Genomic DNA, 13,009 nt, shown 5'->3' with positions numbered 1-13,009 from the left:
ATTGATCGGTGTCCGCCGATCTGAGCCAGCACCGATTGTCAGGGCCGCTATCAGCGGCCGACATCGACGAGGCTGCGCGGCGAATTTCTGGCGTGGTCAGCCAGACCCCGTTGCAGTACAGCGACCGGCTCTCGCAGGCCACGGGCGCGCAGGTGTACCTCAAGCGCGAAGACCTGCAGAGCGTGCGGTCCTACAAGCTGCGCGGTGCATACAACCTGCTGCGGCAACTCTCCGAGCCCGAGATCGCCGCCGGGGTGGTGTGTTCGTCGGCCGGTAACCACGCGCAGGGATTTGCGCTGGCCTGCCGCTCGATGGGCGTGCACGGCCGGATCTATGTGCCGGCCAAGACGCCCAAGCAGAAGCGTGACCGTATCCGCTACCACGGCGGGGAGTTCATCGAGCTGATCGTCGGCGGCGCCACCTACGACCTGGCTGCCGACGCCGCGCTGGAGGATGTCGCGCGCACCGGCGCCACTCTGGTCCCGCCGTTTGACGATCCGCGCACGATGGCCGGGCAGGGCACGATCGCGGTGGAGATCCTCGACCAGATCGACGGCGAGCCGGACCTGGTGGTCGTGCCAGTTGGCGGCGGGGGGTGCATCGCCGGAATCACCACCTACCTGGCTGAGCGGACGACGAATACCGCGGTGCTCGGTGTCGAACCCGCCGGCGCGGCGTCGATGATCGCCGCGCTGGCCGCCGGTGGCCCGGTCGCTATCGAGCATGTCGATCAGTTCGTCGATGGGGCCGCGGTCAAACAGGTCGGTGCGCTGACGTATCAGGCGCTGGCCGCGGCCGGGGACATGGTGTCGGTGACCACGGTCGACGAGGGTGCGGTCTGCACGGCGATGCTCGACCTGTACCAGAACGAGGGCATCATCGCCGAGCCTGCGGGCGCGCTATCGGTGGCGGGGCTGCTGGAGGCCGGTGTCGAGCCGGGGTCGACGGTGGTGTGCCTGATCTCCGGTGGCAACAACGACGTGTCCCGCTACGGCGAGGTGCTCGAACGGTCCCTGGTGCACTTGGGTCTCAAGCATTACTTCCTGGTCGACTTCCCGCAGGAACCCGGCGCGCTGCGCCGGTTCCTCGACGAGGTCCTCGGGCCCCAGGACGACATCACGTTGTTCGAGTACGTCAAGCGCAACAATCGCGAAACCGGTGCGGCGCTGGTCGGTGTCGAGCTCGGCTCGGCCACCGGACTGGACGGGTTGCGGGGGCGGATGGCGGCCTCCGGCCTCCACGTCGAGGCGCTGGACCCCGGCTCGCCGGCCTACCGCTACCTGACCTGACCGGCGCGCGTCACCACCACCGAGTGCCCGGGTAGCTTCGTGCCGTGGGCCCCCACCTCGGGCTCGCCCCAGGCCAGGACCACGTCACCGCTGACCGGGACGTGCACCTGCTGTTCGCCGAGGTTGCAGGCGATCGCAATTGCGCCGCGGCGCATCGCGATCCAGCGCTCGTCCTCGTCGTAGTCGACCACCAGGTGAGTCAGCCACGGATCGGCCATATCCGGCTCGGTGCCGCGCAATGCGATCAGCCCGCGGTAGAACTCGAGCAGCCTGGCATGCTCGCCGGCGGCGAGCTCGTCCCAGTCCAGCTTGGAGCGCAGGAACGTCTGCGGGTCCTGCGGGTCGGGGACGTCGTCGGCATCCCACCCGTGGTCGGCGAATTCCGCCTTGCGTCCTTCGGCCGTCGCGATCGCCAGCTCGGGTTCAGGATGGGAGCTGAAGAATTGGAACGGCCGGCACGAACCCCACTCCTCACCCATGAAAAGCATTGCTGTATAGGGCGATCCGAGGGCCAGTGCGGCTTTGATGGCAAGCTGGCCATAGTCCAGATTCTGTGACGGCCGATCGCCGAGCGCCCGGTTGCCGACCTGGTCGTGGTCGCTGGTGTAGGCCATCAACCGGGTCGCCGGGATCAGCGACGTGTCCAACGGTCTGCCGTGTCTGCGGTTCCGGAACGACGAGTAGGTGCCGGCGTGGAAGTAGCCGTTCTGCAGCGTGGTGGCCAGCGTGGCCATCGAGCCGAAATCAGCGTAGTAGCCCTGCCGTTCGCCGGACACCGCGGTGTGGATGGCGTGATGGATGTCGTCGTCCCACTGGGCGGTCAGGCCGTAGCCGCCGCGATCCCGGGGGGTGATCAGCCGAGGATCGTTGAGGTCACTTTCGGCGATCAGCGACAGCGGCCGGCCCAGAACCGCTGACAGCGCATCGGTTTCGATGGCCAGTTCCTCGAGGAGGTGGATGGCGGTGTTGTCGACGAGTGCGTGGACCGCGTCCAGACGCAGACCGTCGACGTGAAAGTCGCGCATCCAGCGCAGTGCGCACTCGATGATGTAGCGGCGCACCTCGTCGGCATCCGGTCCGGCCAGGTTGACGCCCTCGCCCCACGGGTTGCTCACTGAGGACAGGTAGGGCCCGAACTTGGGCAGATAGTTGCCCGACGGGCCGAAGTGGTTGAACACCGCGTCGATCAGCACCCCGAGCCCGCGGGTATGGCAGGCCTCGACCAGGCGCACCAAACCGTCAGGGCCGCCGTAGGGTTCGTGCACGGCGTACCAGAGCACCCCGTCGTAACCCCAGCCGTGGGTGCCGTTGAAGGCGTTGACGGGCATCAGCTCGACGAAGTCGACGCCCAGATCCACCAGGTAGTCCAATTTCTCGGTGGCGGCGTCGAAGGTGCCCTCGGTGGTGAACGTGCCGGTGTGCAGTTCGTAGATCACCGCGCCCTCGATCGACCGGCCGCGCCATTGCTGATCCGACCACTGCACGGCCGAGGTATCCCAGCGTTGGGACCGTTCGTGCACACCGTCGGGCTGACGGGCCGACCGCGGATCTGGCAGGACGGCCGGATCGTCGTCCAGGACAAAGCCGTACCGGGCGTCCGGCGCGCAGTCGACGTCGGCGCGCCACCAGCCGTCGTCACCGGCCGTCATCTCGTGCAGCCGCCCGTCGACATCAAGGCGCACCATTTTCGGCAGTGGTGCCCATACCGCAAATTCAGGCATCTGAGGACTCCAGCAGCACAACGGGTAGTTCGCCGAACAGCACACCGGCGGGTGTCGGCCCGCTGAAGCGCGCACCGGTCAGCCGATCGGTCCAGCCGCCTTCCGGCAACGGCAGCATTGTGTCACCCCAGCCGTCGTGACGTAGCCGGACGGTCCAGCGGGTGACCGCGACCAGCACGTCGGAACCCCGGGTGAACGCCACGACGTGGTGCGCGGCGCTGCCGGTCGCGAGCACCGGCCGGTAGCCACCGGACAGGAAGGTGTCGGGGCGATCCCGCCTGGCCTGCAGTGCGGCCCGCACGACCCGAATCTTGGGATGCGACAGGCGTTCCAGCTCGCCTTCGCGCGCGGAGTAGTCGACCGGTCGGCGGTTGTCGGGGTCGACGAGACTGTCCTCCCACAGTTCGGTGCCCTGGTAGACGTCGGGGATGCCGGGGACGGTGAGGGCCAACAGTTTCTGGCCCAGCGCGTCGCCGTGCGCGTGGGGTTCGAGCTGGACTACCAACCCGGTGAGCTCGGTGGCGACCGGGCCGTCGAGGATGGCATCCAGCCAGGTGTGCATTGCGTCCTCGAACTCGGTGTCCGGGTCGTTCCAGGAGGTGTGCCACGCCGCTTCGCGGATCGCCTTCTCGGTGTAGGCGTGCAACCGAGTCCGCAACTGCTCGGTGATCTGCCCGTCAGCCGGCCACACGCCGAAGATGTTCTGCAACAAGAACAGTGCGGTCGCGGGATCGGGCGCCGGGGTGGTGGTCTGCCAGCTGGTCACGAACTCGGCCCACAGCGACGGCACCTGGGACAGCACGCCGATCCGGGCGCGCACATCCTCGCCGCGCTTGGTGTCGTGGGTGGACAGCGTCGTCATCGATCGCGGCCACAGCCGTCCGCGAACCTCGGCGCTCCGGTGGAATTCCGCGGCGCTGACGCCGAAGTGTGCGGGCTCGCCGCCGACCTCGTTGAGCGACACCAGGCGCGGGTCGCGGTAGAAGTAGCAGTCCTCCACCGACTTTGCCGTCATCGCCCCGCACAGCTGCTGCAACCGGGCGGCCGGTTCAGCCACCGCCAGCGCCGCCGACACCAGCTCGAGCGGCGCGGCCAATGCCGGCTGGTCGGTGACAGTCCGCGCGATCGTGGCCGACAGCAGCGCCGACAAGTTTTGGTAATCCGACCGGTACACCCCGACGTTCCCCAGCAGCGCGACCACCGCGTCGGGCAGCTGCGGGTGGTCGGCTCCGATGGCGGTGACGATCGACCGGTGCAGCCGGGCCAGCTCACTGGCCAGTGTGGTGGTGCCAGCGCTGATCTTCAACTGGCGCAACAGATCCGGCGCGCCGGCGTAGTCGAATCCCTGTGTGTTCACCAACTCGGTCAGCGCTTCGGCGCCGGTGGGGTCGACGAAGATGCCGCCCACTTCGCGTAGGACGTCGTAGCCGGTGGTGCCGTTGACCGGCAGCGCCGGGTCCAGCGGCTCACCGACAGCGAGGATCTTCTCGATCACGATCCAGGCCTGCGGTCCGACCAGATCGCGCAGCCGGAGAAGGTATCCGGTCGGGTCGGTCAGGCCATCGGGGTGATCGATACGTACCCCGTCCACCAATCCGTCCCGGAACCAGCGGGCTACTTCGGCGTGTGATGTCTCGAACACCGCCGGGTCCTCCTGGCGCAGGCCGGCCAGTGAGGTGATGGAGAAGAACCTGCGGTACCCGCACACTCCGCTGCGCCAGCCGATCAACTTGTAGTGCTGACGATCGTGCACCTCGGCTCCGGCGCCGTCACCGGTGCCCGGCGCGATCGGGAAGGCGAGGTCGCCGAGCCGCAGCGTTTCACCGTCCACCGTCAGGTCCGCGACATCACCGTCAGAACCCAAGACCGGCAACAGGATTCGGCCGCCAGGATCCACCGACCAGTCGATGTCGAAGAACTTCGCGTAGGCCGACTCGCGACCATGGCGCAGCACATCCCACCACCACCGATTGTTCTCGGGCTGGTCGACCCCGACGTGGTTGGGGACGATGTCGACGATCAGCCCCAGGCCACGTGCCGTGGCGGCCTCGGACAGGCGGGCCAGTCCGTCGGGTCCGCCGAGCTCTTCGGACACCGTGGTGGGGTCGGTGACGTCGTAGCCGTGGGTGGAACCCGGTGCCGCGGTCAGGATGGGGGACAGGTAAAGGTGGCTGACGCCAAGACCGTCCAGATAGTCGAGGAGTTTCTCGGCGTCGGCGAAGGTGAACGCGTCACCGGCCGAAGGACCGCGTAACTGGAGGCGATAGGTGGACAACACCGGGTAGGCCATAGCTGTGGCTGTTCCCGCTAACCGGTCTTTTGAAGCACCAGCACCGAACGACCCGGCACGGTCACCGTCTGGCCCGCCTTCACCACGGCATCGGTACTGCCGGTGGCATCCCAGGTGTCCAGAACGGCCGTCCACTCCTGCGCGTAATCGCCATCGGGCGCCACGAAGTCGATCGGCTTGCTGTGGGCGTTGAAGCACATCAGGAACGAGTCGTCGACGACCCGTTCGCCGCGGGCATTGGGCGCCGGGATGGCGTCACCGTTGAGGAACACCGCCACGAACTTGAAGCCCGAACCCCAGTCGTCGTGGGTCATCTCCTGGCCGGCCGGGGTGATCCAGGCGATGTCGCGGACCTGGTCGCCGGTGCGGATCGGTTCCCCGTCGAAGAAGCGGCGCCGCCGAAAGACCGGATGCGCTTTGCGAAGCGCGGTCACCTTTTTGGTGAACTCGAGCAGATCGGCGTTGGTCTCCCGCAGGCTCCAGTCCATCCACGACAGCGGTGAATCCTGGCAGTAGACGTTGTTGTTGCCCTGCTGGGTGCGGCCGATCTCGTCGCCGTGGGCGATCATCGGGGTGCCCTGCGACAGCATCAGGGTGACCAGGATGTTGCGCATCTGCTGATGGCGCAGCGCCAGGATCTCCGGATCGTCGGTCGGACCTTCCACACCGCAGTTCCACGACCGGTTGTGACTCTCGCCATCGCGGTTGTCCTCGCCGTTGGCCTCGTTGTGTTTGTCGTTGTACGACACCAGGTCGGTCAGGGTGAAGCCGTCGTGGCAGGTGACGAAATTGATGCTGGCGCTGGGCCGCCGGCCGGTGGCTTCGTAGAGATCCGATGATCCCGTCAGCCTCGACGCGAACTCGCCCAGGGTGGCCGGTTCGCCGCGCCAGTAGTCGCGCACGGTGTCGCGGTACTTGCCGTTCCACTCGGTCCACAAGCCGGGGAAATTGCCGACCTGATAGCCGCCCTCACCGATGTCCCACGGCTCGGCGATCAGCTTCACCTGGCTGATCACCGGATCCTGCTGCACCAGGTCGAAGAAGGCCGACAGGCGGTCGACGTCGTAGAACTCCCTGGCCAGGGTGGAAGCCAGGTCGAAACGGAAGCCGTCGACGTGCATCTCCAGCACCCAGTAGCGCAGCGAGTCCATGATCAGTTGCAGGGTGTGCGGGTGCCGGGCATTGAGGCTGTTACCGGTGCCGGTGAAGTCCTTGTAGAGCCGCTTGTCGTCGTCGAGCAGCCGGTAGTAGGCGGCGTTGTCGATGCCCCGGAAGTTGATGGTCGGGCCAAGGTGATTGCCCTCGGCGGTGTGGTTGTAGACCACGTCGAGGATCACCTCGATGCCTGCCTCGTGGAACGAGCGCACCATCGACTTGAACTCGGCGACCGCGCCACCGGCGTGCTGGGTGGCGGCGTACTGATAGTGCGGGGCCAGGAAGCCGAAAGTGTTGTAGCCCCAATAGTTCCGCAATCCGAGATCCAGCAACCGGTGGTCATGCATGAACTGGTGGACCGGCATCAGTTCGATCGCGGTGACATTGAGGGCCTTGAGGTGGTCGATCACCGCCGGGTGGCCGAGTCCGGCGTAGGTGCCGCGTAACTCCTCGGGTATGCCGGGATGGGTCTGGGTCATGCCCTTGACGTGAGCCTCGTAGATGATCGTCTCGTGGTACGGCGTCCGAGGGGCGTGATCGGAGCCCCAGTGAAAGAACGGGTTGATGACCACGCTGGTCATCGTGTGGCCCAGCGAGTCGAGCATCGGCGGGGTGCCGCCGGAGGCCGGGTCCTCGGCGCCCAGGTCGTAGGAGTACAGCGCCTGGCTGAACTCGAAATCGCCGTGGAACGACTTGCCATAGGGGTCGAGCAGTAGCTTGCTGGGATCGCACCGGTGGCCGGCCGCCGGGTCCCACGGGCCGTGTACGCGGAAGCCGTAGCGCTGGCCGGGGGTGATCGTCGGCAGATAGGCGTGCCAGACGAAGCCGTCGACTTCGTCGAGCTCAATGCGGGTTTCGGTGCCGTCCTTGGCGATCAGGCAGAGCTCGACGGAGTCGGCCACCTCGGAGAACAGCGAGAAGTTCGTGCCCGCGCCGTCATAGGTGGCGCCGAGCGGGTAGGCGGTGCCGGGCCACACCGTGGTTTGCGCGGGTTCGCTCGACGACATCTCATGACCTTATCGACGCGGCGCACGGGATGCGCAGGATGTCACCACCAAGCGGTGGCCGCGCCCAGCTGTCTGCCCAGTTCGGGGATCAATGTGCGCATGTAGGTCGCGGAGATGTGGTGAGAATCGTGGTAGATCAGCACATTTCCCTCGACCGCGCGGCACGTGTCGGCACGGCACACGGCGTCACTGAGGTCAAGGACGCGCATCAGGGGGAACTGGGCCAGGAAATCCAGGGTCTGATTGCGTTCGGACAGCACCTCGGAACGGTCGATCCCGCACGACACCGCGTCGCCGCCCTTGGCCAGGCAGTCGGTCGGGAAGAAGGGTGCGCCGTTGCGCACCAGCCACGGTGTGTCACGCATCGCAAGGATCGGAATCTTGTTGTCTGACAAGGTCTGCCAGATCCCGATGTAGGTCGCCGGCATGACGTCGCCCGGCTTGATGTTCCATGGCCGGGTCGATGTGGTGAACACGAAGCTGGGGTGTGCCTCGATCAGTTTGGCCATCACCTTTTGGTTCCACTCGCGGCAGTTCGGATAGGGCCGGTTGTCGCCCATCACCAGCGGTGCTTCCTCGGTGGTCAGTGGGCAGCCCATCTTCAGATAGGTGACCACCTTGAAATTGTGCATCTTGCCCAGGGCGTCCAGTGCGGTGATCCAGTGCTCGGCGTGCGAGCCGCCGGCGAGCGCGATCGTCCGGGTCGCCAGCTTGTCTCCGTAGCTGCAGTTGATGACGTCGCTGTTGTCGAAATCACTGATACACCCGTCGTTGGTCGACTCGGGTAGGTCGTTTTGCGCCTCCAGCACGGTGGGCCGCATCGGCAGCTTCGGCACCCGGGCATTTTGGGTCAGCGCCCGTGCCCCGGGGTAGCCGTCGGTCGACAGCGTGACGAGCTCCTTGCCGTTGGCGCGCTGCACGGTGACGTGTTCGCGCCAGGTGAAGGATGTCGCCGTCAGTGCCACTCCGAGCAGGCCCACCGCGGTTCCCAGCGCGATCGTTGGCCTACGCAGGCGGGCGCGCCACGAGGTGGTGACCGGCACAGCCGTCGCCGTCGATGCGGAACGCCGCCCGGAGCGCAGCGGCTCTTCGATGAAGCGCATCGTCAGATAGGCCAGCACACCCGAGATTGCCAGGATCACGGCGCCGTCGACGAAGCCGGCCCGGCTCTCGTCGGAGTAGGCCAGCCAGAAGATCAAAAGCGGCCAATGCCAGAGATACAGCGAGTAGGCCATCGCGCCGAGTGTCACCAGTGGCCGCGCGGACAGTAGCCGGCTGGGCAGCGGCAGCCGGTCGCGGGTCGCGGGATCGGCCTGGCGGTTCGCGGCCGCCAGGATCATCAGCACGGTCGCGCCGACCGGCACCAGTGCCCATGGGCCGGGGAACTCGCGCACGCCGTCGATGAGGGCGCCGCACGAGACGATCAGGGCCAGCCCGGCCGCGGCCACCACGGTGCGCAGCCACATCGGCCATCGGACATAGGGCACCACTGCGCCGACGAGGGTGCCGAGCAGTAGCTCCCAGGCGCGGGCGAAGCTGTTGTAGTACGCGGCTGTCTGGTCGGACGCGTGCAAGACGGCGGCAAAGGTGAATGACGCGACGGTGAGTGCGGCAAGCAAAGTCACCAATGTCACGCGCAGCCATGGGCCGAGCCGTCGTCGCGCCGCGTAGGCAAACCCGAAGATAAGCGCGAGCATCGCGATGTAGAACTGGCCCTGAACGGACATTGACCAGATGTGTTGCAACGGACTGACGGCCTCACCGGCGCGGAGATAGTTCGACGCGGTCGCTGAGAGCTCCCAGTTCTGGAAGTAGCCCAGGCTTGCCAGGCTCTGGTCAGCAAATGTCTCCCAACGCGTCTGCGGCTGCACCAGGACGGTCAACACAGCGCCGACGGCAAGCACGATGACAAGCGCGGGCAGGAGTCGGCGGACCAGCCGGAGGATCTCTGGCCAGGGGGACAGCGCCGAGTCCGGATTCAGCGCGGTGCGCAACAGCGACCCGCCGAAGAAGAAACCGGACAACACCAGGAAGACGTCGACCCCGCCGGAGACCCGCCCGAACCACACGTGGAACACCGCCACAAGGGCGATGGCGACACCACGAAGGCCGTCGAGGTCGTGGCGATAGAAGCCCGATTTCCGCGTTCCGGTCGCGGCAAGCGGGGGAGAACCCGCTTGTGTCGGTGCCGACGGGCGGGTCGGGCTAAGGGTCAACATGATCGGAAATCAATCTACCCAACCCGGGTATCTCTCTCATCTCTAGCGAACCGTGTCCTGGGCATCCTGCCGGCGTTGAGCAAACGCGGGTCAGCGCGGTTGTATCGGCCGACTAGGCTCACACACCGTGTCGGCGTTGACCCCTGAGCAGATCAGCGCGATCGACGCCGCGCACATCTGGCATCCGTACAGCACGATCGGCGCCGAGGCGATGCCCCCGCTGGTGGCCGTCGGCGCCGACGGTGCGTGGCTGACGCTGGTTCGTGACGGCGCCCAGGTCCGCGTTCTCGACGCGATGGCGTCCTGGTGGACGGCCGTGCACGGGCATGGGCACCCGGTGCTCGACGCGGCGATGACGCGTCAGCTTTCGGTGATGAATCACGTCATGTTCGGCGGGCTGACCCACGAACCGGCCGCGCGGCTGGCGCAGCTGCTCGTCGACATCACCCCGCAGGGTCTGGACACCGTGTTCTTTTCCGACTCCGGCTCGGTGGCCGTCGAAGTGGCGGTCAAGATGGCACTGCAGTACTGGCGCAGCGCGGGCCGGTTCGGCAAGCGCCGCCTGATGACGTGGCGTGGCGGATATCACGGCGACACGTTCACCCCGATGAGCGTCTGTGACCCGGACGGCGGCATGCACTCACTGTGGACGGACGTTCTCTTTCCCCAGGTTTTCGCTCCGCCGGTGCCGGCTGCCTACGACCCGGCCTACATTGCGGCGTTCGAGGCGCAACTGCTCGATCAGTCCGACGAGCTGGCCGCGGTCATCGTCGAACCGGTGGTGCAGGGCGCCGGCGGCATGCGCTTCCACGACCCCCGCTACCTGAGCGATCTGCGTGCGATGTGCGATCGCGCCGGTGTGTTGCTGATCTTCGACGAGATCGCCACCGGATTCGGCCGGACAGGGGAGTTGTTCGCTGCCGACCACGCCGGGGTCAGCCCGGACATCATGTGTGTCGGCAAGGCGTTGACCGGTGGTTACGTCACCCTCGCGGCGACGTTATGCACGCTGGAGATCGCCGAGACGATCAGCGGCAGCGAGGCCGGAGCCCTGATGCACGGCCCGACCTTCATGGCCAATGCGCTGGCGTGCGCGGTGTCGGTGGCCTCGGTGGAACTGCTGCTCGCCCAGGACTGGCGTGGCCGGGTCGCCGAGATCAGTGCCGGGCTGGCCGAGGGGCTGGCGCCGGCCCGCGCCCTGCCTGGCGTCGCCGATGTGCGGGTGTGCGGCGCGATCGGGGTGATCGAGACCCACCAGAACGTCGATCTGGCGGTCGCGACCCCGGTGGCTCTGGACAACGGCGTCTGGCTGCGGCCGTTCCGCAACCTGATCTACGCGATGCCGCCGTTCATCTGCACGCCTGAGGAGATAGCCCAGGTCGGCTCGGCGATGGTCGCCGTCGCCCGTGCGCTGGCCTGATGGCGCGACTCCTCACCCCTCGTGCCTCAGCGCTCGTCGTCACGCTAACCTGAACGGTGTTCAAGACCATCTCGGAGGAGGCCCGATGACCCGCGTAGGTCTTTCACCGCTGGCCTGGCTCGACACCGTCGAGCAACAGCGTCGGCAGGCGGGCCTGCGCCGATCGCTGCGTACGCGCCCGGCGGTGGCCACCGAACTCGATCTGGCCTCCAACGACTACCTGGGTCTGTCCCAGCACCCGGCGGTCATCGACGGCGGCGTGGCTGCGCTGCGCACCTGGGGGGCCGGATCCACCGGCTCCCGGCTGGTGACCGGTAACACCGAGCTGCACGAGGAATTTGAGACCGCCCTGGCGGAATTCGTCGGGGCCGAAACAGGTCTGGTGTTCTCCTCGGGCTACACCGCCAATATCGGCGCCACGGTCGGGCTCTCCGGGCCGGGTGCGCTGGTGGTGTCCGACGCGCTCTCGCACGCCTCGCTGGTCGACGCGTGCCGGCTGTCCCGGGCCCGGGTGGTCGTGACCCCGCATTGCGACGTCGACGCGGTGGAGGCTGCGCTGGCCGACCGCGACGAGGAGCGCGCGCTGGTCATCACCGAGTCGGTGTTCAGCACCGACGGCGCGCTGGCGCCGCTGCGCCAGCTGCACGAGGTGTGCCGGAGGCACCGCGCGGTGCTGCTGGTCGACGAGGCGCACGGGCTTGGTGTGCGCGGCGTCGGCGGCCGCGGCCTGATCCATGAGGCCGGGCTGGCCGGTGCGCCCGATGTCGTGATGACGACCACCATGTCCAAGTCGCTGGGCAGCCAGGGTGGCGTGGTGCTCGGGCCGGCCGCGGTGCGCGATCATCTGATCGACGCGGCACGCACGATGATCTTCGACACCGGCCTTGCGCCCGCGCCCCTTGGCGCCGCCCTGGCCGCACTGACCGTAGTGACCGCCGAGCCGGGCCGAGCCGGTGCCGTCATCGAGCGGGCCCGGCAGCTCGCCGCGATGTGCGACGTCGCGGAGGCTCCGGAGTCGGCGGTGGTTTCGGTGATTCTTGGCGATCCGGAGATCGCGGTGGCCGCCGCGGCCGCCTGTCTGGACGCCGGCGTCCGGGTGGGCTGCTTCCGCCCGCCGACGGTGCCTGCGGGCACCTCACGGCTGCGCCTGACCGCGCGGGCATCGCTGACCGACGACGAGATGGACACCGCCCGCGACGTCCTGTCCGCTGTTCTGGGTAGCCACTCGCGATGAGCGTCCTGGTCATCACCGGCACGGGAACCGGCGTAGGTAAGACCGTCGCGACGGCGGCGCTGGCGTGCCACGCCAGGGTGGCCGACCGTGACGTCGCGGTATGCAAACCCGTACAGACCGGTACTGCCGACGGTGACGACGACCTGGCCGAGGTCGCCCGGCTGTCCGGCGTCACCGAACTGGTCGGTGTCGCCCGCTATCCCGAACCGCTGGCCCCGGCCGCCGCCGCCGAGCGTGCCGGCCTGCCGCTGCCCAGCGCCGACGAGCTGCTGGCCTCGATCCGCGGGGTTGACCGGCCCGGTCGGCTGACCCTGGTCGAGGGGGCGGGCGGCTTGTTGGTCGAGCTGGCCGCCGGCGGGGTGACGTTGCGCGATCTGGCCGAGGAATTGGCCGCGCCGGTGCTCGTTGTCGTCGAACCAGGACTAGGCACTCTCAACCACACCTCGTTGACGTTGGAAGGTCTTGGCGCCAGGGGTCTTTCGTGTGCCGGCCTGGTGATCGGCGCATGGCCGGCGCAGCCCGGCGCGGCGGAGAAATCCAACCGCGACGCGCTGGCTGGGTTGGCTCCGGTCCGGGCCGCGCTGCCGGCCGGGGTGGCCGCGGTATCACCGAAAGACTTCGCGCTGTTCAGCGCTCGCGCGTTCGATCCGGACTGGGTCGCCGGCCTGATCTGA

At 67.7% G+C, this 13,009-nt stretch carries 8 protein-coding genes; 4 read left to right on the top strand and 4 right to left on the bottom strand.

Going from position 1 to position 13,009, the window contains the following annotated elements:
- Positions 1 to 8: 8 nt before the first annotated feature.
- Entirely contained in the window at positions 9 to 1,289 is a 1,281-nt protein-coding gene (gene ilvA / locus G6N38_RS28275; RefSeq protein ID WP_163751397.1) for a threonine ammonia-lyase IlvA, read from the top strand.
- On the opposite strand, the gene treZ is transcribed toward ilvA, so the two are convergent.
- Genes treZ through G6N38_RS28255 form a run of 4 tightly spaced genes read right to left on the bottom strand, consistent with a single transcriptional unit; the run spans position 1,277 to position 9,681 of the window.
- A complete protein-coding gene (gene treZ / locus G6N38_RS28270) occupies positions 1,277 to 3,010 on the bottom strand; it encodes a malto-oligosyltrehalose trehalohydrolase (protein WP_163751396.1) in 1,734 nt (577 codons plus the stop codon). The genes ilvA and treZ overlap by 13 nt on opposite strands.
- Positions 3,003 to 5,300, bottom strand: a complete 2,298-nt coding sequence (gene treY, locus G6N38_RS28265) for a malto-oligosyltrehalose synthase (protein ID WP_163751395.1) — start codon at positions 5,298 to 5,300, stop codon at positions 3,003 to 3,005. The genes treZ and treY overlap by 8 nt, the downstream gene beginning before the upstream one ends.
- A gap of 17 nt (positions 5,301 to 5,317) precedes the next feature.
- Positions 5,318 to 7,462 (bottom strand): glycogen debranching protein GlgX, encoded by a 2,145-nt coding sequence (gene glgX, locus G6N38_RS28260; protein WP_163751394.1) that lies wholly within the window; start codon positions 7,460 to 7,462, stop codon positions 5,318 to 5,320.
- Between the two features lie 41 nt (positions 7,463 to 7,503).
- A complete protein-coding gene (locus tag G6N38_RS28255) occupies positions 7,504 to 9,681 on the bottom strand; it encodes an acetyltransferase SucT (RefSeq protein WP_163751393.1) in 2,178 nt (725 codons plus the stop codon).
- 127 nt (positions 9,682 to 9,808) lie between these two features.
- Here G6N38_RS28255 and G6N38_RS28250 point away from each other — a divergent pair, with 127 nt between their 5' ends.
- From G6N38_RS28250 to bioD, 3 genes are all read left to right on the top strand, one after another.
- Positions 9,809 to 11,101: an adenosylmethionine--8-amino-7-oxononanoate transaminase gene (locus G6N38_RS28250; RefSeq protein ID WP_163751392.1), complete on the top strand. Its 1,293-nt coding sequence runs from the start codon at positions 9,809 to 9,811 to the stop codon at positions 11,099 to 11,101.
- Positions 11,102 to 11,186: 85 nt separating this feature from the next.
- On the top strand, positions 11,187 to 12,335 hold the full coding sequence (locus G6N38_RS28245; RefSeq protein ID WP_163751391.1) for an 8-amino-7-oxononanoate synthase: 1,149 nt from the start codon (positions 11,187 to 11,189) through the stop codon (positions 12,333 to 12,335).
- Positions 12,332 to 13,009: a dethiobiotin synthase gene (bioD, locus tag G6N38_RS28240; protein ID WP_163751390.1), complete on the top strand. Its 678-nt coding sequence runs from the start codon at positions 12,332 to 12,334 to the stop codon at positions 13,007 to 13,009. The genes G6N38_RS28245 and bioD overlap by 4 nt, the downstream gene beginning before the upstream one ends.

Source organism: Mycolicibacterium helvum (assembly GCF_010731895.1).
GTDB classification, from domain to species: domain Bacteria; phylum Actinomycetota; class Actinomycetes; order Mycobacteriales; family Mycobacteriaceae; genus Mycobacterium; species Mycobacterium helvum.
This window is presented reverse-complemented; position numbering and strand designations above follow the sequence as displayed.